This is a genomic window from Shinella agrisoli, from assembly GCF_046557955.1.
Taxonomy (GTDB): domain Bacteria; phylum Pseudomonadota; class Alphaproteobacteria; order Rhizobiales; family Rhizobiaceae; genus Shinella.
The window spans coordinates 146,450-171,455 of sequence record NZ_JBJIEP010000005.1; the positions used below are offsets into that span (position 1 = coordinate 146,450).

33 protein-coding genes are annotated in these 25,006 nt (G+C 66.3%); 19 read left to right on the forward strand and 14 right to left on the reverse strand.

Going from position 1 to position 25,006, the window contains the following annotated elements; translation table 11 throughout:
* Nucleotides 1-10 precede the first annotated feature (10 nt).
* The 14 genes from ACIIOY_RS06410 to ACIIOY_RS06475 all read right to left on the reverse strand — a co-directional run bounded on the left by ACIIOY_RS06410 (nt 11) and on the right by ACIIOY_RS06475 (nt 7,890).
* Entirely contained in the window at nt 11-514 is a 504-nt protein-coding gene (locus tag ACIIOY_RS06410; protein ID WP_411033801.1) for a hypothetical protein, read from the reverse strand.
* Nucleotides 507-1,223 (reverse strand): hypothetical protein, encoded by a 717-nt coding sequence (locus ACIIOY_RS06415; RefSeq protein WP_411033802.1) that lies wholly within the window; start codon nt 1,221-1,223, stop codon nt 507-509. Before ACIIOY_RS06415 ends, ACIIOY_RS06410 begins: the two co-directional genes overlap by 8 nt.
* Nucleotides 1,220-2,245 carry an RNA-directed DNA polymerase gene (locus ACIIOY_RS06420; protein WP_411033803.1) on the reverse strand — a complete coding sequence of 342 codons (1,026 nt, stop codon included), beginning with the start codon at nt 2,243-2,245 and terminating at the stop codon, nt 1,220-1,222. The genes ACIIOY_RS06415 and ACIIOY_RS06420 overlap by 4 nt, the downstream gene beginning before the upstream one ends.
* A 311-nt stretch (nt 2,246-2,556) precedes the next feature.
* Complete coding sequence (gene avd, locus ACIIOY_RS06425) at nt 2,557-2,928, reverse strand: diversity-generating retroelement protein Avd (protein WP_411033804.1); 372 nt, start codon at nt 2,926-2,928, stop codon at nt 2,557-2,559.
* A 50-nt stretch (nt 2,929-2,978) separates the two neighbouring features.
* Nucleotides 2,979-3,911 carry a phage major tropism determinant gene (locus ACIIOY_RS06430; protein ID WP_411033805.1) on the reverse strand — a complete coding sequence of 311 codons (933 nt, stop codon included), beginning with the start codon at nt 3,909-3,911 and terminating at the stop codon, nt 2,979-2,981.
* 53 nt (nt 3,912-3,964) lie between these two features.
* A complete protein-coding gene (locus tag ACIIOY_RS06435; RefSeq protein WP_411033806.1) occupies nt 3,965-4,855 on the reverse strand; it encodes a phage major tropism determinant in 891 nt (296 codons plus the stop codon).
* Complete coding sequence (locus ACIIOY_RS06440) at nt 4,852-5,055, reverse strand: hypothetical protein (protein WP_411033807.1); 204 nt, start codon at nt 5,053-5,055, stop codon at nt 4,852-4,854. Before ACIIOY_RS06440 ends, ACIIOY_RS06435 begins: the two co-directional genes overlap by 4 nt.
* Nucleotides 5,048-5,380 (reverse strand): hypothetical protein, encoded by a 333-nt coding sequence (locus tag ACIIOY_RS06445; protein ID WP_411033808.1) that lies wholly within the window; start codon nt 5,378-5,380, stop codon nt 5,048-5,050. Before ACIIOY_RS06445 ends, ACIIOY_RS06440 begins: the two co-directional genes overlap by 8 nt.
* 2 nt (nt 5,381-5,382) lie before the next feature.
* Nucleotides 5,383-5,868: a hypothetical protein gene (locus ACIIOY_RS06450; RefSeq protein ID WP_411033809.1), complete on the reverse strand. Its 486-nt coding sequence runs from the start codon at nt 5,866-5,868 to the stop codon at nt 5,383-5,385.
* Nucleotides 5,865-6,146 (reverse strand): hypothetical protein, encoded by a 282-nt coding sequence (locus ACIIOY_RS06455; RefSeq protein ID WP_411033810.1) that lies wholly within the window; start codon nt 6,144-6,146, stop codon nt 5,865-5,867. Before ACIIOY_RS06455 ends, ACIIOY_RS06450 begins: the two co-directional genes overlap by 4 nt.
* A gap of 11 nt (nt 6,147-6,157) precedes the next feature.
* Nucleotides 6,158-6,400, reverse strand: a complete 243-nt coding sequence (locus tag ACIIOY_RS06460; protein WP_411033811.1) for a hypothetical protein — start codon at nt 6,398-6,400, stop codon at nt 6,158-6,160.
* 173 nt (nt 6,401-6,573) lie between these two features.
* Nucleotides 6,574-6,786: a hypothetical protein gene (locus ACIIOY_RS06465; protein WP_411033812.1), complete on the reverse strand. Its 213-nt coding sequence runs from the start codon at nt 6,784-6,786 to the stop codon at nt 6,574-6,576.
* A gap of 5 nt (nt 6,787-6,791) precedes the next feature.
* Nucleotides 6,792-6,980 carry a hypothetical protein gene (locus tag ACIIOY_RS06470; RefSeq protein ID WP_411033813.1) on the reverse strand — a complete coding sequence of 63 codons (189 nt, stop codon included), beginning with the start codon at nt 6,978-6,980 and terminating at the stop codon, nt 6,792-6,794.
* Nucleotides 6,981-7,224: 244 nt separating this feature from the next.
* Complete coding sequence (locus ACIIOY_RS06475; protein WP_411033814.1) at nt 7,225-7,890, reverse strand: XRE family transcriptional regulator; 666 nt, start codon at nt 7,888-7,890, stop codon at nt 7,225-7,227.
* 95 nt (nt 7,891-7,985) lie between these two features.
* Here ACIIOY_RS06475 and ACIIOY_RS06480 point away from each other — a divergent pair, with 95 nt between their 5' ends.
* From ACIIOY_RS06480 to ACIIOY_RS06570, 19 genes are all read left to right on the forward strand, one after another.
* Nucleotides 7,986-8,222, forward strand: coding sequence for a hypothetical protein (locus ACIIOY_RS06480; RefSeq protein ID WP_411033815.1), 237 nt, complete (start codon nt 7,986-7,988; stop codon nt 8,220-8,222).
* 297 nt (nt 8,223-8,519) lie between these two features.
* Nucleotides 8,520-9,014 carry a hypothetical protein gene (locus ACIIOY_RS06485; protein WP_411033816.1) on the forward strand — a complete coding sequence of 165 codons (495 nt, stop codon included), beginning with the start codon at nt 8,520-8,522 and terminating at the stop codon, nt 9,012-9,014.
* Nucleotides 9,014-9,451 carry a hypothetical protein gene (locus ACIIOY_RS06490; protein ID WP_411033817.1) on the forward strand — a complete coding sequence of 146 codons (438 nt, stop codon included), beginning with the start codon at nt 9,014-9,016 and terminating at the stop codon, nt 9,449-9,451. Before ACIIOY_RS06485 ends, ACIIOY_RS06490 begins: the two co-directional genes overlap by 1 nt.
* Nucleotides 9,448-9,699, forward strand: coding sequence for a hypothetical protein (locus ACIIOY_RS06495; protein WP_411033818.1), 252 nt, complete (start codon nt 9,448-9,450; stop codon nt 9,697-9,699). The genes ACIIOY_RS06490 and ACIIOY_RS06495 overlap by 4 nt, the downstream gene beginning before the upstream one ends.
* Nucleotides 9,699-10,499 (forward strand): hypothetical protein, encoded by an 801-nt coding sequence (locus ACIIOY_RS06500; RefSeq protein ID WP_411033819.1) that lies wholly within the window; start codon nt 9,699-9,701, stop codon nt 10,497-10,499. Before ACIIOY_RS06495 ends, ACIIOY_RS06500 begins: the two co-directional genes overlap by 1 nt.
* Entirely contained in the window at nt 10,496-11,974 is a 1,479-nt protein-coding gene (locus ACIIOY_RS06505) for a hypothetical protein (protein WP_411033820.1), read from the forward strand. Before ACIIOY_RS06500 ends, ACIIOY_RS06505 begins: the two co-directional genes overlap by 4 nt.
* A complete protein-coding gene (locus ACIIOY_RS06510) occupies nt 11,971-14,601 on the forward strand; it encodes a DNA methyltransferase (protein ID WP_411033821.1) in 2,631 nt (876 codons plus the stop codon). Before ACIIOY_RS06505 ends, ACIIOY_RS06510 begins: the two co-directional genes overlap by 4 nt.
* A gap of 53 nt (nt 14,602-14,654) precedes the next feature.
* On the forward strand, nt 14,655-14,912 hold the full coding sequence (locus ACIIOY_RS06515; RefSeq protein ID WP_411033822.1) for a hypothetical protein: 258 nt from the start codon (nt 14,655-14,657) through the stop codon (nt 14,910-14,912).
* A complete protein-coding gene (locus tag ACIIOY_RS06520; RefSeq protein ID WP_411033823.1) occupies nt 14,909-15,199 on the forward strand; it encodes a hypothetical protein in 291 nt (96 codons plus the stop codon). The genes ACIIOY_RS06515 and ACIIOY_RS06520 overlap by 4 nt, the downstream gene beginning before the upstream one ends.
* A complete protein-coding gene (locus tag ACIIOY_RS06525; protein ID WP_411033824.1) occupies nt 15,196-15,504 on the forward strand; it encodes a hypothetical protein in 309 nt (102 codons plus the stop codon). Before ACIIOY_RS06520 ends, ACIIOY_RS06525 begins: the two co-directional genes overlap by 4 nt.
* Nucleotides 15,505-15,662: 158 nt before the next feature.
* Nucleotides 15,663-17,552: a DNA cytosine methyltransferase gene (locus ACIIOY_RS06530; RefSeq protein WP_411033825.1), complete on the forward strand. Its 1,890-nt coding sequence runs from the start codon at nt 15,663-15,665 to the stop codon at nt 17,550-17,552.
* Nucleotides 17,549-17,677, forward strand: coding sequence for a hypothetical protein (locus ACIIOY_RS06535; RefSeq protein WP_411033826.1), 129 nt, complete (start codon nt 17,549-17,551; stop codon nt 17,675-17,677). Before ACIIOY_RS06530 ends, ACIIOY_RS06535 begins: the two co-directional genes overlap by 4 nt.
* Nucleotides 17,677-17,919, forward strand: coding sequence for a hypothetical protein (locus ACIIOY_RS06540; RefSeq protein ID WP_411033827.1), 243 nt, complete (start codon nt 17,677-17,679; stop codon nt 17,917-17,919). The genes ACIIOY_RS06535 and ACIIOY_RS06540 overlap by 1 nt, the downstream gene beginning before the upstream one ends.
* Nucleotides 17,920-17,923: 4 nt before the next feature.
* Entirely contained in the window at nt 17,924-19,267 is a 1,344-nt protein-coding gene (locus ACIIOY_RS06545; protein ID WP_411033828.1) for a helix-turn-helix domain-containing protein, read from the forward strand.
* Between the two features lie 6 nt (nt 19,268-19,273).
* The gene (gene nusG, locus ACIIOY_RS06550) at nt 19,274-19,975 is read left to right on the forward strand and encodes a transcription termination/antitermination protein NusG (protein ID WP_411033829.1); all 702 of its coding nucleotides are present in this window, start codon (nt 19,274-19,276) and stop codon (nt 19,973-19,975) included.
* 811 nt (nt 19,976-20,786) lie between these two features.
* Nucleotides 20,787-21,251 (forward strand): hypothetical protein, encoded by a 465-nt coding sequence (locus ACIIOY_RS06555; RefSeq protein WP_411033830.1) that lies wholly within the window; start codon nt 20,787-20,789, stop codon nt 21,249-21,251.
* The gene (locus ACIIOY_RS06560; RefSeq protein WP_411033831.1) at nt 21,248-22,984 is read left to right on the forward strand and encodes a terminase TerL endonuclease subunit; all 1,737 of its coding nucleotides are present in this window, start codon (nt 21,248-21,250) and stop codon (nt 22,982-22,984) included. The genes ACIIOY_RS06555 and ACIIOY_RS06560 overlap by 4 nt, the downstream gene beginning before the upstream one ends.
* Entirely contained in the window at nt 22,984-24,309 is a 1,326-nt protein-coding gene (locus ACIIOY_RS06565; RefSeq protein ID WP_411033832.1) for a phage portal protein, read from the forward strand. The genes ACIIOY_RS06560 and ACIIOY_RS06565 overlap by 1 nt, the downstream gene beginning before the upstream one ends.
* Nucleotides 24,306-24,998: an HK97 family phage prohead protease gene (locus ACIIOY_RS06570; RefSeq protein WP_411033833.1), complete on the forward strand. Its 693-nt coding sequence runs from the start codon at nt 24,306-24,308 to the stop codon at nt 24,996-24,998. The genes ACIIOY_RS06565 and ACIIOY_RS06570 overlap by 4 nt, the downstream gene beginning before the upstream one ends.
* Nucleotides 24,999-25,006 lie beyond the last annotated feature (8 nt).

The following is a 25,006-nucleotide window of genomic DNA, read 5'->3' on the forward strand; positions in this document are numbered from 1 at the left end:
CTAAGGCTATTCATCGACGGAGCCCTTCGTAATGTTTGTGAAGCTCGACCAAGCGCTGCGCGGCCTGCCGGATCGAAATAAGAGCGCGAAGCTCGCCCATGCGCCGGCGACGCTGGCTGGTACGCGACGATGCATCACCCCAGCCGCGCAGGTTCCACATGATGTTCTCGAAATCGCGGTTCAGCTCCTCGGATTTCCAGACCAGGAACCGCTCGACATAGGCGGCGGTACCGTGCACCCACAGATCTCGGAACATCTCCCAGCCGGTGCATTCGACCACAGGGGATGAGGTTGTGAACCCGCGGGGAGCGGCCGGGCTGGAGAACCCAAAAAATGCCAGCGTGCCGCCCTCGCAGGAATTCCACATGCACGGCAAGTTGAGCGTCCCATGCGTGGTATGCCCATAGGTGAAAAGTACGATGCCACCTGCCTCGCCGACCGCCTCCCGTGCGCCGGGGACGACCTTTGGGAGGTCCATATCGAAATCGTCGCACCACATTGGACGGTCAGCCATGCTCGCCTCCCTTCGCTGTAGCGGCGGAACGGCTGCGCGTGGCGGCGAGGGCGGAGCGGATGACGGCGATGGTTTTTGCGGCGAGAATACCCTCATGAGTTTCAGCGTCCGCCGGCAAGGGCTCCCCGTCGTTGTCTAGATAGCTGGTCGGATCGGCGTATGTGTTGAGTGCTTCAAGGGCTATGTCGAGCAAGCCACGGAGCCTATCCACCTCCGCGCTGTCCTCTCCTTCTCGGGAGAGGGGTGGGGACGCATAAACCGGGACTGTGAAAACCTCTTTCGCCCAGATCTCTACGCGCTCTGAAGCCGGGATGTATTTCGGCTCGGTTGCGTGTGCAAAGTCGGGCTTCAGGTATCCCACCGGCTCTACCGGCAAGGCGCCGGGGATGGCAGCTCGGGCCATGCTGGCAGTCTCGTCGTCAATGACAATCCGGTCCCCGCGCTGATGAAGCATCATCGCGAAGTTGCCGACGTCGAGCGGATCGCCCTTGAAGCAATGCTGAATGAGCAGGTAGGATAGGTAGGCGGCGCTGCATTGCTCGGGATCATCCCATCCTCCACGGCCTTCGGCGCGCTTTTTCGCCAGCTTCGCCTTCATAGCGACGGCAAAGCGATCGACAGCCGAAGCATCGGGATGCTTGTCCCCTATCGCTGGCGGCGCCTTTCCAGGGCTTGGCGTTTTCGGGGATACACGAGGAAGTTTTTTCATTCGGTACACCCATTCAGTTTGATATCGGAGCCCATCCGGCCGGCATCCGCTAGGCCGAGGCTCTTCAAGAGATTCCGGCTGTCGGCCCACTTCGCGTGGCCGGTCCAGGCGGCGAGGAAGCGTTCCAGCCGCTCGTGCTCGCCGGCGGCGCGGTAGGCGCGGATCTTGCGGCGGGCGCGGATGACGCTGTCGCGGCGCAGGAGCTTGTGCGTCGACCAGATGCGGTAGCCGACGAAGTTCACGCCGCGGTGGACGGACTGGATGCTCCACTTGGAAAACCGCAGGCCGAGACGTTCGCGCGACAGCGCCTCGATCGAGGCGCGGACCTTGCGCAGGTGCTCCGGGTCCCGGCCGAGCACGACGATATCGTCCATGTAGCGGTACCAGTACCGCTCGCTGAGATCCTGCTGGAGATGACGGTCGACGACGCCGGCATAGATGTTGGCGAATATCTGCGAGGTGAGGTTGCCGATCGGAAGGCCGATGCCGCTGCGCGGCAGCATTGCCTCGACCAGGCGCAGCGTCGCCCGGCACGATATCTTTGCCTCGATGAGCCGCCAGAGCGTGCCGCGCTCGATCGAGTAGAAGTAGCGCGAGAAATCCGTCTTGAGGGCGTAGAGCGGGCCGTCCCGGTCGAGCCGGCGCATGTCCGCCTGGAGGGCGATGGCGGCCGCGTGGGTGCCCTTGCCCGGGCGGCAGGCGAAGCATCGCGGCAAGAGCGTCGCGTCGAAGATCGGCGCAATGACGGCCGCGACGGCCTGCTGCGCGACGCGGTCTTCGAAGGGCAGCGCCGAGATCAGGCGTTCCTTGGGATCGAAGATTTGGAACTGCTGCGGCTCGCCCGGCCGATAGGTGCCGTCGCGCATGGCGGCGGCGAGGAGGTGCAGGTTGAGGACGGAGTATTCCTTGAATTCGAGATAGCCGGGCGTCAAGCGCTTGCCGCGCGCTGTAAGCCGCAGGGCCTCGCGCATGTTGGCGTCGGCCGTGATCGGCCCGATGAGGTTTCGGTATTTCCTGGCCATGGACACTCTCCGGGAATGCCGGCCGCGGGTTTCGACGGCAGCGTTGCCGCTACTCCCCGCTCTGCCGGACCTTGCAGTGTATTCGCCGAAGCCGGAAGGTCGGGCCGACCACCCTGGCGCATGAGCGCCGGTGGAAAGGGGCCGGCGGGGTCGTAACCGTCGCCGAGCCGGAAAGGGGTCGTCGCAGGCGCCGCGGGCCGAGATGTTCTCGTTCGAGTTCTCCGGCCAATCGTAGTCCAGGTTCGCGTAGCGGGAGCCGGCATTCGAGCCGTTGATCCAGCTGCCGCCGAGGATGGACGGACCAGGCAACGTCATTGCCCCGACCTCCCGTTGCCCTTCGCATCGCGCAGCCAGGCCCCCAGCATCGCACCGGTCTCGTAGATGTGCCCGAGGGCCACCGACAGCTGGCGGGGCGAAAGGAGCCGGCAGTCGCACGCGAAGCGCAACCGGAAGCGCAGCGCCGCCAGATGGGCGTCCGCCGCGTGAAGCCGCGAAAGCTGTCTGGATTTCGCGGCGTGATACAGGAGGTCCACCGCGCCCATCAGCTTTCCGACGATCTCGTCCCGCAGCGCGCCGTGCCGGCGCGGGAAGGACTGGAGGATGGGATAGAGATAGTTCACGGCAGCTCCGTACTTTTCGACGATCGCCAGGTCCCTGGGGTTGACGTTGTGGTCTCGTTTCATGGCTGGCGATCGTCCGTTTCAGGGTGTTTGCCCGCGCTTTCGCGCGGGCGTCAGGCGCTCAGGTGGTCGCAGGCGCCGCGGGCCGAGATGCGCTCGCTCGAGACCTCCGGCCAACCGTAGTCCAGGTGCGCGTAGCGGGAGCCGGCACTCGAGCCGTAGAACCAGCTGCCGCCGAGGAGGGACGGACGCGGATCGTCGGGATGGCCGTCGGTCGCCCATATCCACATGGTGCCGGTCGCGTCGAAGAGGCCGAACCGGCTGACGAAGCGCGCGCCGCCCTCGTCGAGCGATCCCGTCTTGATTGCGTCCTCGCCCCGTGCGCAACGTTCCTTGACGCCATAGGCGGCGGCGAAGAATTCGTCGGCGCCGAGCAGGCGCTTGCCGTGATGGGCGTAGATCGCGACGGCCGTCGCATAGTCCAGCTTGTCGCACTTGCCCTTGCCGTCGACACGCTCCGGCCGGTCGCGGCCGTCGGCGATGGTCGCTCCGCAGCGGCTCGTGCCGGCAAGGTGGTCGACGGCAAGGAGGTAGATATCCGCCCACAGGCGCCAGCCGGCCGCCAGGCTGACGAGCGCCATGCCGCGCGGATCCGGGCAGGCCGGGCGAAAGCCGACGTCCCACAGCGAGTGCGGGTTGATGGACGGAACGCCATCGCCGCCTTCGGTGCCCTCGGCGCATCCGCTCGGTGCGAAGTGGAAGCCTGCGACATATCCCGCGGCCAGCGGATTGGCAGGCGCCAGCACGGTGGCGAAGGGCCTGCCGTCCTCGTGGACGCCGACGCCGTAGTCGTAGCCGGGCACGAGCGTCCCGGCGATGTCGAGAAGCGTGTCCTCGTCGAACGCATGCGTCCTGCCGTCGATCCGGATCACCGTGCCTGCGCGGATCCCGATGGCCTCCCTGCCCGCGGCGTAGAGGATCGGTGCGTCCGGGTCGGGGCGCTCGATCGTGGTTTCATGCTGCTTGACTGCGGCTGCTGCCGTCATGGTCGTCATCCTTTTGCTGGTGGAAGGGTTTGCCCGCGCTTCCGCGCGGGCGGTCAGGCGCCCAGGTGGTCGCAGGCGCCGCGGGCCGAGAGGCTCTCGTTCGAGGACACCGGCCAAGCGTAGTCCAGGTACGCGTAGCGGGAGCCGGCATTCGAGCCGTCGAGCCAGCTGCCGCCGAGGATGGACGGACGCGGGTCGTAGGGGTCGCCGTCCGTGCCCCAGATCCAGAGATTGCCTGTCGCCTGCATGAGGCCGCATGCGCTGGTGCGGGCGGCGTCGAGGCCCGTCGTCTTCGGATGGCGGTTGGCCGAGGAATGTTCCGTCACGCCATAGGCCGCGGCGCGGAACTCGTCATAGGTCGGCAGGCGCTTGCCGTGCCCGGCCATGATCGCGACCGCGTCGTGATAGTTCAGCCGGTCGAGCGAGACGCCGTCGGCGATCCTCGCTCCGCAGCGGCTCGTGCCGTCGCGCTTGTGGTCGACGCCGAGCAGGTAGATGTCGATCCAGAAGAGACGCCCGGCCGGGGCCTCGACGCGGACCATGCCGCGCGGATCGGGGCAGGAGGGGCGGAAGCCGAGATCCCAGAGCGATGCCGGGTTGATGGCCGGCGTGCTGTCGCCGCCGGCGCGGGCACGCGCGTTGCCGCCCGGCGCATGGTGGAAGCCTGCGATCCAGCCGGCGTCGAACGGGTTTTCCGGGCCGAGGAGCGAGGCGAAGAGCCGGCCTTCGCCGTCGAGCTTCACCCCGTAGTCCTCGCCGGCGACGAGGTCGGGCAGGAGGACCGGTGTGTCGCGTTCGAAGACGGCGACCTTTCCGCCGATGTCGATCGTCGTTCCGGCCCTGAGAAAGATATCGGCGGGGCTGGTTGCGACGATCACCGGCGCGGCCGCGTCTGAGCGCGTTATGGTGGCGGCGGGTGTCTTGACTGCGGCTGCGACGTTCATGGGGTTTCTCCGGTGGTTGAGCTGATGGAAGAGGTTGGGAAGGGGCCGCCGGCGCGCACGACCTTGACCTTGCGGACGATCTCGCCCGGCCGGGCGATCTCGGCGCGCTTGCGCGCGTCGGCGGCGTCGACGGTCAGGACGTCGAAGGGCGGGGCGTCCTCGCCCTGGAAGTGGACGCGGAAGGCGATGAACTCAGCCATGGCGCTCGCCCTCCGTGCGGGCGGCGACATGCATTGAGATGCGCGGCAGCGAGACGGAGACCTGCCGGTAGGCGTGGCCGATGAAGGATTCCCGCATGACGACGATGCGGCGCTCGTCCTCGACAAGGCGCTTGGGTGGGCGCGCCTCCCAGGCCTCCCGGCGGGCGCTGATGAACTGCAGGAGGTTGTTGCGGCTCATGCCGACGTCCGTGCAGATGTCCTCGATCGGGCGGCCGTCGGCGAGCGCGTGGTAGACGAATGCTTCCGAGGGCATAGGGCGCGTGCGGCGCTGGCCGAGGCGGATGGGGCTTGCGGGGCGGCTCATGGTCAGCTCGCCCCCGCGCAGGGCTCGAACCGGCCGGCGCCGTCCGCGTCGACGACGAAGCGGAAGCGGGTATCGCTCTCGTCCCACCAATAGACGGTGATGTCGTAGGCGCCGGGCGCGAGCGGTCCGTCGCCACGGCCGCATTTGACCATCTCGGAAAGGTCATCCGTGAGATTTTCCGTGTCGCCGTCGAGGCACAGGCAATTGGCCCTGGCCGGGACGGTCAGCGCGCCCACGCGGCCGTCGTCGTCGACATGGACCGTGTGCCAGCCGTACCATTCCGTCGCCCGGAAGGCGACGACCTGGCCCGGCTCCAGCGAAGTGCACCAGCATTCTTCCTGCTGGTCCGCCTCGTCCTTCGGCATCAGGAGGAAGGTGCCGCCCTCGGCGCGGTGGATGAAGTCGTTCACGTCGCGCTGCGGCGCGGGAATGGCTTCGTCCAGCCAATCCTTCGGCAGGTATTTCGTGACGCCGGTCTCTTCGGTCATGCGACGGTTCCTCCGTGGACGTCGAGCCACTGATCGAGCGCCGCGCCGAGGAAGCGGTCACGCGCAAGGTCGCCGGTGAGGGCGATGGTGTGGCGGGCGGCGATGAGGAGGCAGGCGAGCGTGTCGGTCTGCTCGAGCATGCGCCCGGCGGCCTCCGCGCTCACGCCGTCGCCGACGAGCCGCTTGGCCTCGCAGAGCGAGCCGGTGGCCGCCTCGACGATGGGGCAGGGCCGCGCGTGCACGGCGGCGGGGCGGGGAAAGGTGAGGATGTCGGCCATCGGCGCGGACCTCAGCGTCGGGGCGGCGCGCGGTCGAAGCCGGCGGCGCGCCCGTTGTCGATCGCGATCACGGCGACGTCCTCGTTGACCGTGAGGCGCTGCTCGTCGATCCACTGAGACTCCTTCATGGCACCGTCGATCGCGCGCGGCGCCAGCAGGACCTGGTTGCATCCGGTGATGTATTGGACATAGCCGATCGCGACGCCCTCGAAGCCGGTGATGAGGTCGTAATACGTTGCACCAAGTTTCGGCATGCTGTGCTCCCTGGGTTGGACGGCGCTCAGTCGCGCCAGAAGGCAATCGCGATCGCGGCGAGCGCGAGCACGGGGTTGATGAGGATGAGGAAGGCGAGGAGGGTGCGGGCCCGGCGCACATGCGCCGGGCGGGGCCGGACCTCGACGTGGTCGCGCGGCGCTTCCCCGCATCGTCAGATCCTCGCCTCGGCGACAAGCTGGCGCTCGTAGCGCTCGAGCTGGACGGCGCAGACCATGCCGAGAGCGCCGAGGGCCGCGATCGCGGCGACGAGGACGTAAGGCGCGGTGGCGTCCGCCACGCGCTCGATCATCGAGCGGTCGCGCGGGACATGGGTCTCGCGGTCCGCGATGCCGGCCCGTCTTTCGAGGTCGCTGATCGTCGCCATGGCGGTCAGGCCCGACCGGACTGCATGCGGCGTACGATGCGGCGGGCCTCGGGAAGGTGCCTGCCGATCTCGTCCTCGGCCCGGTTGATGCCGACGGCGATATCCTCGAGGGTCAGGCCCTCGTCGCCGCGGCCGCGCACGAAGGCGGCGATCTCCATGGGGATCGAAACTGCGATTGCGGATGCATGCTGCATGGGGTTTCTCCGTTCGTTGATGAACTCGGAAGACGGGCCGCCGCAGGGCTTGGGTGGGGGTTAACGGCGGCCCGCTCGTCCGAGGGGAACGGTTCAATATTTGCCAAATAGGCATATTCGCGTCAAGCGAAAATTTGCCTATTTGGCAAAACATGTCTCCCCTGAATGAATCAATTCGCCAAATTGGCAAAGAAAAACCCGCGCTTACGGCGCGGGTTTGATACGTTGAGATGATTTGGTTGGGCTACTTCGACCCGGTCATGCGCTGCACTAACCGTTGGCGAGCAGCGGGTGTTAGCTTTCGCCACTGCCCGCTGCGTATCACCGACTGTATTGCGGCTACCCATTCCAGCCGCACGCCCCGAATCGGCGGTGCGTTATGGCTCTCAAGATCATAGGTCCCCGTCTCGGCTCCTCTGAGTACCCGCTTCAAGTACCGATTGCCAGATGCCGTCTTAACCGCAGCCTCCCAGCCTAAAACCTCCTCAGCTACGATCCCCTGTCGCCAGCAAATGATGATGTCTCCGTCATCATAGCGTGGCCACATTGATTCTCCGTGGACCTCAAATGCAATTGCATCGTCAGGAAGCGGGAATGGCGTCTCTATCTCGTAGAGGCCTTCCGGAGGGATTTGTTCTTCGTCTGGCAAAATTTCAGCCCCGGCTCCAATGCGCCCCATCACGCTCACGATGTTCCTGGCTGAAGACTCGGTCTGAACAAGGAGATCCTGAGAGGTGACGGATAGGGCGTCCGCAAATAAGCTAAGGTGTTTTACTGAAAGATTTCTTTCGCCGTTCTCAAGCCTGCCCACGTATGAAACAGAAAGGCCCGTCCTCTCGGCAAGGTCCTCGATCGTGAGGCCTTGATCCTTGCGGATTTCGCGGATGCGATTGGGGAATTTTTTGTCCATGTGGCAAATTTCCGCAATTTTGAAGAATCCGCCATAGCCAAATAGGCGAAAATTCGCCTTGACGGGAATTTGCCTATTTGGCACATTCCCGGGCCATGGATGCCCTTTCGATGTATTTTGCTGAGTCAGGTGAGAAGCTTTCGACCTTTGCTGTTCGCATCGGAAGAGCGCCGAGCACTTTATCGCGGGTTCTCTCTGGCCAGCGTGATCCGAGCGTAGATCTCGCTCGGGACGTTGAGCGCGGCACAAATGGCAAAGTATCGAAACTTCAATTTCTCGAAATATGCCTTGCTGCCCAGGACGGCGCCGCCGCAAAGGAGGCCGCCGAATGACGCGCCTCGTCCACCTCGCTCAATTCCCCGCAGGACGCCGGGCGGCAACCTCCCCCGCCCACCCTGCCACCTGGCGCCGGAGCGCGAGACCGGCAGGTTTCGCCGCGCGGACCGCTCCGGCGCCATTTTACTCCCTGCCCCGCTGCGGCGGGACGATCTTCTTTCGCGTGCAAATGACATGCGGGCCTCCGTGATCTGAGGCCCTGATCCTTCGACGATCTCGAACCTTCCCGCCACGGGAAAACCCGGCCGGATTTCCCGGCGCGGGAACGGCGTTTTCTTTTCCGGAGACATGCGATGTCCGATCCTTTCCTGTACCGCGTGAAAGCGGCCCAGCGCGACCTGATCGAGCGTTGCGGCGGCATCCTGCGCGTCGAGACGATCAGCGGCTTTTCCAAGAGCCAGGTCGGACGCTGGAACAACCCTTCCGACCCCGATCTGATGCCGATCGGGGCCGTGCGCGCGCTGGAGGCCGATTGCGGCGCGGCGCTGGTGACGGGCGTCTTGGCCGAGGCCAACGGCCGGCGGCTCACCGACCCGGAGGAGGAGCGCGCGCAGAACGTCTGCGTCATGCTCTCGCACGCCGAGGTGCTGCGCCAGGCCGCCGAGCTCGCCAACGGCATGGCGAACGCCATCGCGGACGGCCAGGTCACACCGACCGAGGCGCGGAACATCGACCGCCTCGCGGCAGGCCTCGAGCGGGCGGCGCACGGGCTGCGCGCATCGCTTGCGGCGGTCAAGGCGCGCGGCGGCACGGCGGCTTCCCTGCGCGTGGTCGGGGAGGGCGATTGATGGCCTTCGAGACGATCATCCCGCAGGCGAAGGCGAGGACCGGCGTCTTCAAGATCATGTCCGTGGCCCGCCAGGGGGGGGCGTTCCGCCTCGTCCTTTCCATGCCTAGCGCGCGCTATACCGCCGCTTTCGGCGATGCCGCGCGCCTCACGGTGAAGATCGGCAAGGGCAGCGACGCGGGCAAGCTGCTGCTCGTCGCGGACGCTGAAGGGGCGTTCAAGCCGACATTCTTAAAGACGGCGGTCATCGTCCGCTTTCCCGAACTGGACTTCGCCCCGGACTTCGCCGCCGTCGCCGAGGATCCCGAGACGCGCAGGACCGCAGACGGCCTCGTGATCACGCTTCCGGAATGGGCATGGAACGAGGAGCGCCAGAAGGCGATCCGCAAGGCGCGCGAACAGGTCGCGCGCGAGCGCGGCGCGGGAGCGGGCCGATGACGGCAGCGCGGCGCAACGCCTCGACCGGGACCATCCCGCCCGCGGCCGTCGGCCCGCGTGCGACGGCGTTCCTGCGCAGGGTGCGCGCCGCCGGCGGCACCTATGTCTGCCGCGACAAGGGCGACCGCGCGGCCGCCGCCATCTGCGCGCGGGAAGGCTTCGTCCGCATCGACGCGCGCGACTGCGATCTTGTTCGCCTCTGCGACGACGGCGTCGCCTTCCTCGACCTCCTGATGAGGGCGCACTGATGGCTAAGGTCAACGCGGAGCGCATCACGGCCGCCGACATTCGCGCCGCCATGGCCAAGCGCTGGGCGCAGCCCGAATGGGCGGTGCTGTGGGAGGTGTCCGACAGCACCGGGGCTTCGCGCCACCGCTATGCAGATGCCGTGATGATGAGCCTTTGGCCTTCGCGGGGGCTGGAGGTGCAGGGCATCGAGATCAAGGTCTCCCGTTCTGACTATCGCCGCGAGGCACTCGACCCGCGCAAGGCGGAAGCGATCGCCAAATATTGCGACACATGGTGGCTGCATACGGCGCCAGGCGTGGTGGACGATATCTCCGCCCTGCCGCCGGCCTGGGGTCTGCGGGAATGGAACGGCCGGCAGTGGACGACGGTGCGGCCCGCGACCGCGACGCCGGCCGAGCCGATGAGCCGGCCGTTCCTCGCCGCGCTGCTGCGCCGTGCCGACAGCCTGCAGCAGGCGATGATCGACGAAGGCATCCGCGCGGCGGTCAAGGGAGCCGAGGCCCGTATCGAGGAGCGCGTTGCAGCGCTCGTCGCGCAGCGCACGCGGGCCTATGAGCGGCTCGCGCCGAAGGTCGAGGCCTTCGAGGCGGCCTCCGGGATATCGCTCAGCGGCTGGATGGCCGAGGACGAGATCGCGCGCATCGCCAGACTCGCAAAGGCCATCCACGATGCCGGCTTCCACGAGACCTATACCGGCTTCGCCGCAGGCCTCGATACCGTCCGCAAGGCCCTCGACGGGCTTGATAAGGCGATCGCCGCGCTTCCGTCGACCGGCGCGGTGAAGGACGGCTCGCCATGACGGTGGAACTGTTCGTCCGTCCCGACGCATCGGACCTCGTCGCCGCGATCGAGACGGCGCGGTCGCTGCTGGATGCCGGCGCGACTGAGGCGGCGCTCAAGGTTTCGTCCGTCGCGTATGATCAGGCGAAGGCGGCCGGCGATTCCGCCGAGCGTGTGAAGGCGTCCCGAGACCTGGTTGATCGGTCCCGGCGCATGCAGGCGGAGGCGCTGAAAATCGAGAGCCTCTGCTACGTGGCGATGGCGGATGCCGTCGACGAGGCTCAGGCGAAAGGCGAGATTGCCCGCAGAGGACGCCCCAAAAATGTTTCCGATAGAAACATTTTTACGCTCGACGAAATCGGCCTCGACCGCGGCAAGCTTCACGAGGTGCGCAAGCTGCGCGACCGTGTACGGCAGGAGCCGGATTTCATTGAGCGCGTGGTGGAGACGCGGCTGGCGGAAGGGCTGGAGCCGAGCCGGGCGGCCCTGAAGAGGGCGGCGGGGCACGCGATCGGCACTCGCGCCGCCTCGCAGGAGGAACAGGGCGACAAGCTCTACGAGACGGCGGCCGAGGCGACGCGCTCCCTGCTCGCGCTGGAAAGCTTTTCCGCGGTCGTCAAGGAACCGTTCGTCGGCAAGGGCGCCATCCTGCGGGTGATGGAGGCGGCCGGCTACGACATGGTCATCTCCGACCTTCGCGACCGCGGCGTCGCCACCCGGCACGGCGAGCTGCAGCAGGTCGGCAATTTCCTGCACTCCGAGCCCGGCGAGACGCTCGGCATGGATATCGTGTCGAACCCGCCCTATGGCCGAGACGCGAACGCCTGTCTTGCCCATGCGCTGCGCGTGCACCGGCCGCGCAAGATGGCGGTGCTGCTGAACCTCAACTTCATGTGCGGCTTCGACGATCCGGACCGGGTCTTCGTCATGGACGAGAACCCGCCGAGCCGTGTCTACGTCTTCACCCGCCGCCTGGAGATGATGCACCGGGACGGCTGGGCCGGGCCCGAGGCGTCGAGCCAGATGAACACCGCCTGGTTCGTGTGGGAGCGCAACGCGGACGGCACTTACGGCCTCGGCAGGGGCCGGTGGGAGACGATCCGCATCGACTGGAAGGTTTACGAGGCCGCGCCGCCGCTCGCGCCCGGCGAGGGCGGGCATCGCGCGGCACTCCTCTTCGGCCCCGTCGGGGAAGACTTCACTCGCACCACGCCGCGCCTGACGCTCGACGAGCGCGTGGACGGCGAGATCGAGCGGGCAGTCCTTTGGCTCAAGGAGATGCGGCCCTTCGACGCCGTCATCCTGCGCCGCGCCATCGGCGTGCGGCCGAGCGTCGCCGAGGCGCTGATCCTCGCCATGGCCGAGAACGATCTCATCGAAAAGGACGCGGAGGGCCTGTGGCGCCCGACCGCGCAGGGCCTGCACGTCACCGCCGCCGCCAATGCGGCCGACGCGGTCAGGGCGTGGCGGGCGGAAAGGACGGCGGCAGCATGACCCTCCAGGACTACGATTCCTTCCTGCGCGGAAAGATGAAACTGGCGACGGCCGACGGGCTCGACGTCGCCATGGACATGATCAACCCGGCGATGAAGCCGCATTGCCGCATCATCAACCGATGGGCGCTGAAGGGGGGCCGCCGCGCGATCTTCGCGAATTTCGGCCTGCACAAGACGGCCATGCAGATCGACCTCATGCGCGTCATCCGCAGGGTGACGGGCGGGCTTTGCCTGATCGTGCTGCCGCTCGGCGTGCGGCAGGAATTCTTCGCGGAGGCGGAAGAGCGGTTCGCCGGCGACTTCGCCGTGCGCCTCAGGTTCATCCGGTCCACCGACGAGATCACGCCGGCCGACCGCGACGCCGCGTCCGAAGCCGTGCCGCTCGTCTTCCTGACGAACTACGAGAGCGCCCGCGACGGGAAGATCGACCCTTCGCAGTTCACCGGCGTCAGCCTCGACGAGGCGGCGGTGCTGCGCGGCTACGGCACGAAGACCTTCCAGACCTTCCTGCCGCTCTTTTCCGGGGTGCGCTTCAAGTTCGTCGCCACCGCGACGCCCTCGCCGAACCGGACGAAGGAACTGATCCACTATGCCGGCTTCCTCGGCATCATGGACACGGGCCAGGCGCTGACGCGGTTCTTCCAGCGCAATTCGGAAAAGGCGGGCGACCTCCAGCTCTTCCCGCACAAGGAAGAGGAATTCTGGCTGTGGGTGCACAGCTGGGCCATCTTCCTGCAAAAGCCCTCGGACCTCGGCTGCGACGATACGGGCTACGACCTTCCGCCGCTGCGCGTGCGCTGGCACGAGGTGCCGATCGACCATTCGACCGCCGGCGTCGACCGGGACGGGCAGGGCCTCCTCCTGCGCAACACCGCGCTCGGCATCACCCAGGCGGCGGCCGCCAAGCGCGACAGCCTGCCGGCGCGCATCGCCAAGATGAGCGAGCTGATCGCTGAGCATCCGGACCTTCACCGGATCCTCTGGCACGACCTCGAGGACGAGCGCCGCGCGATCGAGGCGGCCGTGCCGGGCGTGCGCTCGATCTACGGATCGCAGGCGCTCGAGCTCAACGAGGCGAACGCCATCGGCTTCAAGGAAGGCAGGTTCCGCGACCTCGCGACGAAGCCGGAGATGAGCGGGGCGGGCTGCAATTTCCAGAAGCATTGCTTCTGGTCGATCTTCGCCGGCATCGGCTTCAAGTTCCACGACTTCATCCAGGCGGTGCACCGCATCTGGCGTTTCGGGCAGGCGCACGAGGTCTGGATCGACATCATCTATTCGGAGGCCGAGCGCGAGGTCCGGCGCGAGCTGGAGCGCAAGTGGCGCGACCACGACGCCCAGATGGAGCGCATGGCGGAGATCGTGCGCCGCTTCGGCCTCGACCGCCTGCCGGTCGACGACGTGCTTTCGCGCTCGATGGGCGTCACGCGCCGGGTCGAGGAGGGTACGTCGTTCCGCATCGCCCACAACGACTGCGTCGACGAGGCGCGCCGCACGCAGAGCGACAGCGTGGGGCTGATCGTCACCTCGATCCCCTTCGCCAATCACTACGAGTATTCCGCGAGCTACAACGACTTCGGCCATACCGACGACAATTCGCATTTCTGGGCGCAGATGGATTTCCTGACGCCCGAGCTCCTGCGCATCCTCTCGCCGGGGCGCCTGGCGTGCATCCACGTCAAGGACCGGGTCCTCTTCGGCAGCGTGACCGGGGAGGGCGTGCCGACCGTCTCGCCGTTCCATGCCGAGGCGATCTTCCACTACATGCGGCACGGCTTCCAGTTCTGCGGCATGATCACGGTGACGACCGACGTCGTCTACGAGAACAACCAGACTTACCGGCTCACCTATTCCGAGATGATGAAGGACGCCACGAAGATGGGCGTCGGCAGTCCGGAATACGTGCTGCTCATGCGCAAGCCGCAGACGGACCGGTCGAAGGGCTATGCCGACGTGCGGGTCCGGCACGAGCCGCCGCAGGTCATCACCGGCGACGGCGGGACGGCGGAGTGGACGGACGGGGACCGGCGCCCGCAGGTGCCGGGCATCGGCTACACGCTCGCCCGCTGGCAGCTCGACGCGCACGCCTTCTGGCCCTCGTCGGGCAACCGGCTGCTGACGACCGACGAGCTCGTGCGCATGGGCTCGAAATCGGCGATGAAGGCCTTCCGCGACATGGCGGCGGGCGACGCCGTCTACGATTTCGAGGCGCATTGCCGGCTCGGCGAGGAACTGGCCGCGCGCGACAAGCTGTCCAAGACATACATGACGCTGGCGCCGCAGTCGAAGCATCCGTCCGTGTGGACGGACGTCACGCGCATGCGCACGCTGAACGGCGAGCAGTCGCAGAAGAACCTCGAAAAGCACGTCTGCCCGCTGCAATTCGACATCGTCGACCGGCTGATAGAGCGGTATTCGGACAAGGGCGACCTCGTCTACGACCCGTTCGGCGGGCTGATGACGGTTCCCTACCGGGCGATCCTGAAGGGCCGGCGCGGACAGGCCTCGGAACTTTCCGCCACCTATTTCGAGGACGGCCTTCGCTACTGCCGGGCCGCCGAGGCGAAGATCGCCGTGCCCGACATGTTCGCCGCGCTCGGCCTGGAGGTCGAGGATGCGGCATGACCTCTCGCCCGCCATGCTGAAGCTTCCTCAGGATCCGCGCGGAATACCTCGCGATGGCGGGTACCTATGCGACGCCGAAGGCCTCGGCCTTGCGCGCGGCGAAGGCGCAGCTGCGCCAGCTCGCCGGCGTCACCCGCGAGGAATTCCAGGCGGCGTGGACGGGACGGCTGATGGAGCCCGAGCCGCGGGTGAAACTCTGGTCGGCGCTCGGCATCTCGCCGCACGTCCTCGGCCTGCGTCTCGTCCATGGCGGCCAGGAGGATCTTCGCGCACCGACCGGCCCGGAAGCGGAAAGCGAGGTGCCGGGATGACCGCGGTGAAACCGGACATAGACCGCGCCCTGCTGGCCACCGATGTCGGCGCATGGCTCGCCGAGAACCGCCTTTCGACGCGCACCGCCTCGGCGGCCGCCGAGGGCATAAACCCGGCGATGATCTCGCGCGCCTGCACGGGGCAGGTCCTGTCGGCGCAGAGCCTGCTTGCGCTCTGCCGGGCGATCGGGCGCGATCCCATGCGCTACCTCGTCATGGTTCCGCTCCTGAGAAATCAAGCTGTTACAGCAACCGGCACACGTGAAACACGGGAGGTGCGGCCATGAGCGATGCCGTTCCCCTGATCGACATCCTGCGGGACGCCGGAAACGACCGCGCGCGGGCGGAATGGCTGGAGGCCGTGCCGCTCCACTTTGTCAGCACCGCCTATCTCGACATCGCCGCCGTGCTCCATGCCGCCGGCTTCGCGCCCGGGCGCGCCTATCTCGACGCGCTCCATGCGCAGCAGCACGCAACACGCCTTCCCGACGGCCGCTATCCGGTCACCGTCGTGCTCGCCACCGAGGCGGCGCGCTCGGGCATGCGGGAGGCGATCAGAATGGGGGAATTGCATGATTCTGACATGCCGTGAATGCCCGCGCCAGCTTTGCTTTTCCGGCGACCATCGCGCGCGGGAGCGCGTGGCACAGGCCTTCGGATGGGCCGTCCGCAGGGGGGGGGGCTTTCGCTGCCCGTCCTGCGCGGACGGGCCGGCGTCCCGGGCTCCCGAGGAATTGAGGGAGGCTCGCCATGAAGCGCATGCCGTATAGCGCGGGCGCGGCCTTCGATCTCGACAACCGCATGACGGTGGTGCTGTTCGCCGGCATGGGCGGGGGCTGCGACGGGCTGGAGGCGGCAGGGTTCCACGTCCATCTCGCCATCAACCACGATCCCGTCGCCGTCGCCGTCCACCAGGCGCGGCATCCTCACACGCGCCATGAACGGTGCGACGTGTTCGAGGTCTGCCCGAGGAAGGCGACGAACGGCCGGGGTGTGCGCGTCCTGCATGCCTCGCCCGATTGCACGCACTTTTCCGTCGCCAAGGGCGGCAAGCCCGTCTCGCGCCGCCGGCGCTCGCTGGCCTGGGTCATCTGCAGATGGGCGGGGCAGGTGCGGCCGGAGACGATCACGCTGGAGAACGTTCCGGAAATCCGGACATGGGGGCCGCTCATCGCCAAGCGCTGCCCGAAGACCGGCCGCGTCGTCCGGCTCGACGGGTCTGTCGCGGCAAAGGGCGAGCGGGTGCCCGTGCAGGACCAGTGGTTGATACCGGACCCGAGGCACAAGGGCCGCATCTGGCGCGCCTGGCTGAAACACATGGCGCGCCTCGACTACGCCTTCGAGGGCAAGGTCCTCGTCTGCGCGGATTACGGGATTCCGACCATCCGCAAGCGCTTCTTCGGCATCGCCCAGGCGGGCGGCGCGCCGATCGTCTGGCCGGAGCGGACGCATGCGCCGCGCAAGGATGCCAGGCGCCTCGGCCTGAAACCATGGGTGGGTGCGCATACGATCATCGACTTCACGCGTCCGGTGAAGTCGATCTTCGGTCGGAAGAAGGACCTCGCGGAGGCGACGATGCGCCGGACCGCGCGCGGCGTGGTGCGGTACGTCGTCAACGCGGCCAAGCCGTTCATCGTGCCGATCACGCATAGCGGCTCCGACCGCGTGCATTCGCTCGACGAGCCGTTGCGCACGCTCACCACGGCGCACCGGGGCGAGATGGCGGTCGCGGTGCCCCATGTTGCGGTCATGCGCAACAGCGGCAAGCCGTATAGTGCTGCGGATGAACCTTTGCAAACGCTGACGGCGGGTGGAGCCAATCCCGCGCTGGTCGCGGCGACGATGGTTCAATCCGGCTACGGCGAGCGGGAGGGTCAGGCTCCGCGGGCGCTCGATATCGCCGAGCCCTCGGGTACCTGGGTTGCTGGCGGCGCGAAGGCCGCGTTGGTGTCCGCTTTCCTCGCCCAACACAATAGCGATCCGCGCCGGGACGGCAGCAAGGCCGCCCGAAAGGGTCGGAGCGTCGAGGATCCGCTCGCCGCGTTCACGACGTCTCCACAGGTTGCCGTTTCCGCCGTCTTCATGGCCCAACATTCCGCCGGGTCGCATCCCGGACAGCCGGCGCGCGACTTGCTGGAGCCTTTATCGACCGTGACCTCGGCCGGCACGCAGCAGGGCGTCGTCGCCGCTTCCATGCTCAACCTGCGCGGCACGGACAAAGATGGGCGTGATATTCGCGATCCGCTTTCCGCCGTCGGCGCCGGCGGCAACCATGCCGGCCTGATCCTCGGCTTCCTCCAGCACTATTACGGCACGGGCGGGCAGGATCAGTCGCTCGTCGATCCGCTCGGCGCGCTGACCGCGAAGGCCCGGCACGGGCTCGTCACCGTCAAGGTCGGCCGCGACACCTACGTCATCACCGACATCGGCATGCGCATGCTGGAGCCCGAGGAGGGCGCGGCGGCGCACGGCTTCGCCAAGGGCAGCCTGCCCGACATGATCACGATCGACGGCAGGACGCGGAGGCTGACGAAAACCGAAAAGTACCACCTGGTCGGCAACAGCGTGCCGCCGCGCATGGTGCAGCTGCTCGCCGAATGCAACGTGCGGCGCGAGCTCACAGCGGAGGCGGCGGAATGAGGATCCGGCCTTTGTTCGCCTGGTACGACCTTTGGGTGGGCGTCTTCTGGGATCGCCCTAAGCGGCGGCTCTATATCCTGCCGCTGCCGTGCGTCGGCGTCGTCATCGATCTTGGAGGTCCGTGATGTTCGAATGGGTCTGGCAGCCGTCCCGGCTTGTCTACGTGTGCGGCACGGTCAGCGTCGGCGCCGTGTTCCCGCCGGCCTGCCCGGGCGGCAAATGGCGCTGGCGCATGCTTGTCGACGGGCGGCTCTCGCCGGAAGAGGGCAAGGCGAAGACGCAGGATGAGGCGCGGCAGGCGGTCGAGAAGCGGTTCGCCGCCTTCCTCGACCGTGCGGCGCTGAAGCCTGCGATAGAGGGGAAATGAAGTCGTGAGTCATGATGCCACCAATTGGGCGGTGAAGGTGCGCGGCATCTCGTGCACCGAGGCGCGGGTGCTTTGGCACCTTGCCGACTGCCACAATCCGGTGTTCGGGTGCTATCCGAAACAGGATTATCTCGCCGATGCGTGCGAGATCGACGTGCGATCGATCCGTCGGGCGCTCGATTCGCTGCGCGCCAAGGGGCTGATCAACTGGACGGAGCACCGCGAGGGTAGGAACCGCAAGGCGAACCGCTACAGCCTTGCTTTCGAAGACGGTTTCCGGCGCCACGAAGGGCCGGAAGACGGTGAAGCTCAACCGGACAAATTGTCCGGTTCACCGGAAGCGTCAACCGGACAGGAGTGCCATGTTGAACCGGACAAATCCGACGGTTTGAACCGGACTCCTGAGTCCTCAATAGAACCAGTAAGGGAACCAGTAAGAGAAACCGGTAAGGAGAGAGAGGGCGCGGGCGCGCGATCTGGGCAGGGGCGAAAGGTCGAGACGCGGGCGGCGCTCGTGAAGCGCGTGCAGAAGTTCCTCGCCGGCGTCGGCTACGAGCAGGGAGAATGGAAGGGCTGGAGCGCATCGACGATCAACTACATCGTCCAGCAGTTTGCAGCCCTTTCCCCCGAGGAGCAGGATCGGGCGTGTGCGTGGCGTGATCGCTTTCTCGAACGGGCCCGGGGCGCCGTGCCGATGCCGCCCGGAAACTACTTCCGCGACCGTGCTTGGCAGATGCTCGAAATGCTCGATGAGGCTGCCATCACCAAGGCTGCCGCGTCGGCTGCGTCGCCGACCGAGAAGGTCCCCGCGCCGCCGTTCGGGCCGGTGTTCGGCGCCGTGCGCGCCTGGCTCTGCCTCCAGGGGCCGGACGACAGCCGGGTGCCGCTCGATGTCCGCGACCCCGTGATCCGCCATTTCCACGGGCTGGCACAGCAGGGCCTTCATCCGCTCGCGAGGAGCTACCTCAGCCGCAGGGGAATATCGCTGACCGCCGCGGGCGAGTTCGTCTTTCCCGACGGCTTCGATGCGGAGGAGCGGCGGCGGCGGCTCTCCGAGAGCGGCTTTCCTGAGGTCAACGCGCTTCACGAGAAAGCGAAGATCCATCAGCCGGCGGCTGTCGCCTCGCGCTTTCTCCCGTTGAAGGACCTCTGCGAGCCCGTCCCGGTGGAGAGCGTCACATTCGCGCAATGGCTCGCCCATGACGAACGTGTGGGGTGGCCGAGGCTGCCCGACCCCGGACGCATGAGCGTCGTCTGGTTTCCGAAGGGCGGGCCGGAAGCGCTGCCGGCGTTCGATGCGGCTGCGCGGGAACTTCTTGAGGCTGGCCGCTCCGATGCGGCGGAATGATGGGCAATGGTGACGAGGATGATGACGGTGGGACATGTCGACGGAAAGAAGCTTCCATATCGCCCTGTGGCGGAAGCTGAGCTCTCGCCGCGCGAGCGTATGCGTATCGAGGAGGCCTGCCATCGTGCCGATCGCCTGCGCGCTGGCCACGACAGCCTGGTTCATGCCGCTTCCAGGCATCGGCAGGACTTTGAGAAGATGGCGCGATGGATCGTGGCGACATGCCGGTCGGGTAGCGAGCAGGCGATCGTCGCGGAGCTGGCGGCCGTCGGCATCGAGGCGTGGTGCCCGACGGAACGGCATCGCCGGCCACCTCGGCGCGGGCGAAAGGCTGTGGATATCTTCCGCCCCTATTTCCGCGGTTACCTGTTTGTGCGGCTCATCCCAACGCAGGAGGCCTTTGCCGGTGTGCTTGCCGCCTCCCGTCTTCAGGGTTTGATGGGCAAGGACGGGCGTCCTTTTCTCATGCCGCCGAAGATCATGGATGCGCTGATCCTTGCGGCCCGAAAGGATGAGAAGGATCAGGAGGATAGGCCGAAACTGCCCTTCCGCATCGGGCAGCGTGTCTGCATCCGCTCGGGACCGTTCGCCGACTTCCTCGCGACGGTCCGTCGCCTCATTCCTGAGCGGTGGAAGATGGAGGCGGAGGTCAGTCTCTTCAGCCGGATGACGTTGCTGGAGATCGATATTGACTCCATCGAGGCCTGAGCATATCGATTCGTTCCATGGTCGTGACCGAGTCTCGGCCATCGGGATGACCGGGGCGTCTGATGCTCCTTCGGGATTGACTTGTTCTCCCCCGGCCCCGCCCTGACTGCCTCGATGAAGAGGCATCGATTCAGGGCCAGTGCGTAAGCTGTGCCTATTCCTCAGAACATGTTCGAAGCCGGCCATTGTGCCGGCTTTTGACGTTCAATTGGTATGGGAAGGTTGAGAACCATCCGGCCGCGCATACCTGCACTACCTCCTCGGATTGGTCGGGCACCCGGCGACGAGGCCGCAAGGCTTCGGGAGCGGGACCAGGTCGTCACGTGGCGCAGCTGGTACAAGACCGAGCGTTGGCGGAAGCTCCGCCAAGCGGTCCTTCTGAGAGACAACTTCGTTTGCCAGCAGACCGGTGTGCTTTGCATCGGCAAGTATCCCGCCGACGATAGCCCGGTCGTCGACCACATCAAACCGCATCGTGGGGACGAGACATTGTTCTGGGATCCGTCGAACCTTCAGACGGTGAGCAAGGCCTATCACGACAGCGAGAAGCAGAAGCAGGACCTGGTCAGGCCTAACTGGTAGCAGGAAGTATGGAAAAGTTATGAGCCGTAACCTCGGCTCCTACGATCGGAAATCGCAAATTGTGCGCGAAATCGAAGATTAGAAATCAAATTCGAGATTAGCCATAGGATTTTCAAACCTCCAGACGGGCTTAGGCCACTCTCCGGGCAAGGGGGGGCGGGTCAAAAGTTCGCAAGGCCTCATCCTCCCTGACCCGCGCCCCCCTCACGCAGAGATTTTATTTCCGCTCATGACCGATTTTTCAGCCTCGGACGACGACGACGCCGTCACGTACGACATGTTCGGCTTGCCGATGCTGCCGATCAAGGACCGGCGTGGGCGGCCTTCCTATGCGAAAAGCAAGGAAAATCAGGAGCTTGTTACCGTCCTTCGTACCGCCGGATGGAACCAGGAGCGCATTGCGCGCCAGCTCGGCTGCGACGTGAAGACGCTTCGCAAATATTTTTCCCGGGAGCTGGATGCGGGTGCCGACATCGTCGAGGCGGAGGCGCTCATGGTGACATACCGGAAGATGCGCCAGGGCAATTCCGTCGCGACCGGCCGCATCCTCGACCTTGCCGACAAGGCCCAGATGGCGCTGCCGCAGCGCCGCCAGCCGGCCGAAAAACCCGTCAGGCTGGGCAAGAAGGAGCAGGCCGACGTCGATGCCCGCTCCGGCCACGAAAACAACGAATGGGGTAACCTTCTGCAATGAGCCTCGCCGTTCGCGACAGCGACCTCGCGCCGCGCTGGACGTTCGCGTGCCCAGACTGGTGGGAGCGCCTGCAGGATGGTCGCTCCCTCATTCCGGAGCTTCCGCTCGATGCCGACAGGGCCGAGAAGGGGCTGCGCATCTTCGAGAAGCTGCGGGTTCCCGACATCGACAACAAGCCGACGCTCGGCGAGGCCTGCGGACCGTGGTTCAAGGATATCGTCCGGACCGTGTTCGGCTCCGTCGATGACGAGGGCGTCCGCCATGTTCCCGAGATCTTCGCCCTCGTCGGCAAGAAGAATTCGAAGACGACGTATTCGGGCGGCATGATCCTTGCGCTTCTGCTCGCCAACAAGACGCCGCGGGCGGAGATGCTTTTCGTCGGGCCGACGCAGGAAATCGCCGACGCGGCGTTCCAGCAGGTCGTCGGCATGATCGAAGAAGACGAGGAGGGTTACCTTCAGAAGCGGTTCCACATCAAGGACCACGTCAAGGTCATTCGCGATCGCGTCACGAAGGCGTTCATCAAGATCAAGACTTTCGACATGAAGGTGATGACCGGCTCGAAGCCCGTGATCGTGCTCCTCGACGAGTTGCACATCATGGGCAGCATCAGCTACGCCACGCGCGTCATCCGGCAGATCCGGGGCGCGCTCGTACGCCGGCGCGACAGCCTGTTCGTGATCATCACGACGCAGAGCGACGAGGAGCCTGCCGGCGCGTTCAAGGCGGAGCTGGAATATGCCCGAGGCGTGCGGGACGGCAGGATCGGCGGCAATGTCCGCATGCTGCCGATCCTCTACGAATTTCCGGAATCGATCCAGACCGACGAAGACAAGCCATGGCAGGATCCGCGCCTCTGGCCGGCCGTGATGCCGAACCTCGGTCGCTCGCTGCACCTGCAGAGCATGATCGACGATTTCGAGGCAGAGCGCGAAAAGGGCGAGGAGGCGCTTCAGATATGGGCGTCGCAGCATCTCAACATCCAGGTCGGCATCGCGACCCACGGCGGCCGCTGGATCGGATCGCTCTATTGGCCCGGCGCGAGCGACCGGCGCATCACGTTCGAATATCTGTTTTCCGAATGCGACGTGATCGTCGCCGGCATCGACGGCGGCGGGCTGGACGACCTGCTCGGGCTCTGCCTCCTCGGGCGGCATAAGATCACGCGCGAATGGCTGTGGTGGGGCAGGGCGTGGGCGCAGGAGGACGTGCTGAAGGCGCGCAAGGAGATCGCCGAGCGGCTGCGCGACTTCGCGAGAGCCGGCGATCTGGTGATCTGCTCCGACGCGACCCAGGACATTCGCGAGATCGCCGACATCCTGGAGAAGGTATGGCTCGCTGGCCTCTTCCCGGAGAAGGCCGCGGTCGGGATCGACCCGCAGGGCGTGGCGGCGATGGTGGACGAGATCACCTCCCGCGGCATTCCGGATGAGGCGCTTGCGGCCGTTTCGCAGGGCTTCCGCCTGTCGGGCGCCGTGTGGGGCGCGGAGCGGAAGCTGAAAAACGGCACCTTGAAGCACGCCGCATCGAAAATGCTCGACTGGTGCGTCGGCAACGCCAAGGTCGAACAGGCCGGCAACGCCATTCTCATCACCAAGAAGGCGTCGGGCAAGGCAAAGATCGACCCTCTTATCGCCGGGTTCAACGCGGTCACGCTGATGAGCCGGAATCCCGAGGCACGGCATCCGGCCGTCGACTTCGACGACCTCATCAAAAACGCGGTGGTGCTCTGATGGCATGGCTTTTGAGCGAGTGGTTCGGGAGCTTCTGGCGCCCGCGCCGCAGCAACCAGGCGGAGCCGGCCCGCACGTCGAGCGATCCCGACCGCTCCGTCGGGATCGACGCCGCGCTCCAGATCGACACGGTATGGTCGTGCGTGCGCCTGATCTCCGAGACCATCGGCACCCTGCCGCTTCCGGTCTACGCCAAGGATGGTGCGGGCGGCCGGTCGACGGCTACCGATCACTGGCTCTACGGGCTGGTGCACGACAGCCCGAACGCCGACATGACCGCGGCGGAGTTCTGGGAAGCGGCCGTCGCGTGCCTTTGCCTGTGGGGCAACTTCTATGCGGAGATCACGCGGAACGCGTCGAAGGAGATCGTCGCGCTCGATTTCCTGCCGCCGGACAAGGTGAAGGTCAAGCGCGATCAGTCCGGCGCGCGCGTCTACCAGTTCAGCGACGGAACCGAGCGCCGCACGATCCGCGAAGAGCGCATGTTCCACATCCGCGGCTTCGGCGTGGGCGGGGATGTGGGCCTCTCCCCGATCGGCTACGCGCGCAAGAGCCTGTCGCTTGCGATCGATACGGACAACGCCGTTTCCAGCGCCATGCGCAGCGGCATCCGGCCCGCCGGTTTCCTGGTCGTGCCCGGAAAGCCTTCCGCCGAGCAAAAGAAGGACCTGCGCGAGACTTTCATCGAGCCCATCACCGGGCCGGCGGGCACGGCGCGCGCAGGAATTCTCGAACAGGGGATGGACTGGAAGGACGTAAGGGGCATGCCGCCCGAGGACCTCCAGCTTCTGCAGGGCCGCGCTTTCAACGTCGAGACGATCTGCCGATGGTTCCGGGTGCCTCCGTTCATGGTCGGCCACACGGAAAAGTCCACGTCCTGGGGAACCGGGCTCGAACAGCAGACGATCGCGTTCCTGACCTACGCGCTCAGGCCTTATCTGACGCGCATCGAGCAGGCGATCCGCAAGCAGCTGGTTCCGGTCAACGACCGGAAGACCATCTACGCCGAATTCAACCTCGAAGGGCTGCTGCGTGCCGACAGCGCCGGCCGCGCGGCGCTCTACGCGACGTTCGCGCAGAACGGGATATCGACGCGCAACGAAATCCGGGCGCGGGAAAACCTGCCCCGGGCGGACGGCGGCGACATGCTTACGGTGCAATCGAACCTCGTTCCTCTCGACCGGCTCGGCAGCGCCGCATCGTCCGATCAGCAGGCCCGTTCCGCATTCCTGTCATGGCTGGGCCTCGAGGAAATCGTCACCAGCGCCGTGAAAAGCGCACTCATCGGGCACAACGGCGGCCCGCCACTGGAGAACGAACAATGAAGCGGAAGCATGGCACATTGAAGGTCCGCGACTTTGACCTCGAGGTCAAGGCGGTCGGGGACGACGGCTCCTTCTCGGGATACGGCTCGGTCTTCGGCGTCGTCGACAGCTACAAGGAGGTCGTCGCACCGGGAGCGTTCAGCGAAAGCCTGGCGGAACTTGCGGCCAAGGGGCGCCCGATCCCGGTGCTCTGGCAGCACCAGGGCTCGGCCCCCATCGGCGTATGGGACACGCTGGAAGAGGACGAGAAAGGCCTGCACGGGACGGGAACGCTGCTCGTCGAGCACGTCGCCCTCGCCCGCGAGGCGCAGGCGCTCATGAAGGCGCGCGCCGTCACGGGCCTTTCCATCGGATACTGGGTCCGCGAAAGCAGCTACGACGAGAAGACCGGCATCCGCACGTTGACCAGGCTCGACCTGGTCGAGGTCAGCATCGTGACGTTCCCGGCAAACGACGAAGCGCGGATCGACGCTATCAAGATGAAGCTCGCGCACGGCGAGCTGCCCACCATTACCGAATTCGAGCGGTTCCTGCGCGAGGCAGGCTTCTCGAAAACCAAGGCCGCGGTCGTCGCCAACCGCGGTCTTGCGCACCTGCTCCGGAGCGAGTCCGGGAGCGCTGGCGAAAAACGGGCCGAGATCGAGCAGATGAAGACCATCCTCGACGGCTTCACCCTCCCGAAACTCTAGGAGCAATC

Coding starts and splice junctions, on each gene's coding strand:
- ACIIOY_RS06470 (WP_411033813.1), bottom strand. CDS start 6,980: ATGCAGCATGCATCCGCAATCGCAGTTTCGATCCCCATGGAGATCGCC.
- ACIIOY_RS06430 (WP_411033805.1), bottom strand. CDS start 3,911: ATGACGGCAGCAGCCGCAGTCAAGCAGCATGAAACCACGATCGAGCGC.
- ACIIOY_RS06450 (WP_411033809.1), bottom strand. CDS start 5,868: ATGACCGAAGAGACCGGCGTCACGAAATACCTGCCGAAGGATTGGCTG.
- ACIIOY_RS06415 (WP_411033802.1), bottom strand. CDS start 1,223: ATGAAAAAACTTCCTCGTGTATCCCCGAAAACGCCAAGCCCTGGAAAG.
- ACIIOY_RS06420 (WP_411033803.1), bottom strand. CDS start 2,245: ATGGCCAGGAAATACCGAAACCTCATCGGGCCGATCACGGCCGACGCC.
- avd (WP_411033804.1), bottom strand. CDS start 2,928: ATGAAACGAGACCACAACGTCAACCCCAGGGACCTGGCGATCGTCGAA.
- ACIIOY_RS06455 (WP_411033810.1), bottom strand. CDS start 6,146: ATGGCCGACATCCTCACCTTTCCCCGCCCCGCCGCCGTGCACGCGCGG.
- ACIIOY_RS06465 (WP_411033812.1), bottom strand. CDS start 6,786: ATGGCGACGATCAGCGACCTCGAAAGACGGGCCGGCATCGCGGACCGC.
- ACIIOY_RS06410 (WP_411033801.1), bottom strand. CDS start 514: ATGGCTGACCGTCCAATGTGGTGCGACGATTTCGATATGGACCTCCCA.
- ACIIOY_RS06560 (WP_411033831.1), top strand. CDS start 21,248: ATGAGCCTCGCCGTTCGCGACAGCGACCTCGCGCCGCGCTGGACGTTC.
- ACIIOY_RS06540 (WP_411033827.1), top strand. CDS start 17,677: ATGTTCGAATGGGTCTGGCAGCCGTCCCGGCTTGTCTACGTGTGCGGC.
- ACIIOY_RS06570 (WP_411033833.1), top strand. CDS start 24,306: ATGAAGCGGAAGCATGGCACATTGAAGGTCCGCGACTTTGACCTCGAG.
- ACIIOY_RS06525 (WP_411033824.1), top strand. CDS start 15,196: ATGAGCGATGCCGTTCCCCTGATCGACATCCTGCGGGACGCCGGAAAC.
- ACIIOY_RS06510 (WP_411033821.1), top strand. CDS start 11,971: ATGACCCTCCAGGACTACGATTCCTTCCTGCGCGGAAAGATGAAACTG.
- ACIIOY_RS06440 (WP_411033807.1), bottom strand. CDS start 5,055: ATGGCTGAGTTCATCGCCTTCCGCGTCCACTTCCAGGGCGAGGACGCC.
- ACIIOY_RS06565 (WP_411033832.1), top strand. CDS start 22,984: ATGGCATGGCTTTTGAGCGAGTGGTTCGGGAGCTTCTGGCGCCCGCGC.
- ACIIOY_RS06445 (WP_411033808.1), bottom strand. CDS start 5,380: ATGAGCCGCCCCGCAAGCCCCATCCGCCTCGGCCAGCGCCGCACGCGC.
- ACIIOY_RS06490 (WP_411033817.1), top strand. CDS start 9,014: ATGGCCTTCGAGACGATCATCCCGCAGGCGAAGGCGAGGACCGGCGTC.
- ACIIOY_RS06535 (WP_411033826.1), top strand. CDS start 17,549: ATGAGGATCCGGCCTTTGTTCGCCTGGTACGACCTTTGGGTGGGCGTC.
- ACIIOY_RS06530 (WP_411033825.1), top strand. CDS start 15,663: ATGAAGCGCATGCCGTATAGCGCGGGCGCGGCCTTCGATCTCGACAAC.
- ACIIOY_RS06520 (WP_411033823.1), top strand. CDS start 14,909: ATGACCGCGGTGAAACCGGACATAGACCGCGCCCTGCTGGCCACCGAT.
- ACIIOY_RS06475 (WP_411033814.1), bottom strand. CDS start 7,890: ATGGACAAAAAATTCCCCAATCGCATCCGCGAAATCCGCAAGGATCAA.
- ACIIOY_RS06505 (WP_411033820.1), top strand. CDS start 10,496: ATGACGGTGGAACTGTTCGTCCGTCCCGACGCATCGGACCTCGTCGCC.
- ACIIOY_RS06485 (WP_411033816.1), top strand. CDS start 8,520: ATGTCCGATCCTTTCCTGTACCGCGTGAAAGCGGCCCAGCGCGACCTG.
- ACIIOY_RS06500 (WP_411033819.1), top strand. CDS start 9,699: ATGGCTAAGGTCAACGCGGAGCGCATCACGGCCGCCGACATTCGCGCC.
- nusG (WP_411033829.1), top strand. CDS start 19,274: ATGGTGACGAGGATGATGACGGTGGGACATGTCGACGGAAAGAAGCTT.
- ACIIOY_RS06480 (WP_411033815.1), top strand. CDS start 7,986: ATGGATGCCCTTTCGATGTATTTTGCTGAGTCAGGTGAGAAGCTTTCG.
- ACIIOY_RS06515 (WP_411033822.1), top strand. CDS start 14,655: ATGGCGGGTACCTATGCGACGCCGAAGGCCTCGGCCTTGCGCGCGGCG.
- ACIIOY_RS06460 (WP_411033811.1), bottom strand. CDS start 6,400: ATGCCGAAACTTGGTGCAACGTATTACGACCTCATCACCGGCTTCGAG.
- ACIIOY_RS06555 (WP_411033830.1), top strand. CDS start 20,787: ATGACCGATTTTTCAGCCTCGGACGACGACGACGCCGTCACGTACGAC.
- ACIIOY_RS06495 (WP_411033818.1), top strand. CDS start 9,448: ATGACGGCAGCGCGGCGCAACGCCTCGACCGGGACCATCCCGCCCGCG.
- ACIIOY_RS06435 (WP_411033806.1), bottom strand. CDS start 4,855: ATGAACGTCGCAGCCGCAGTCAAGACACCCGCCGCCACCATAACGCGC.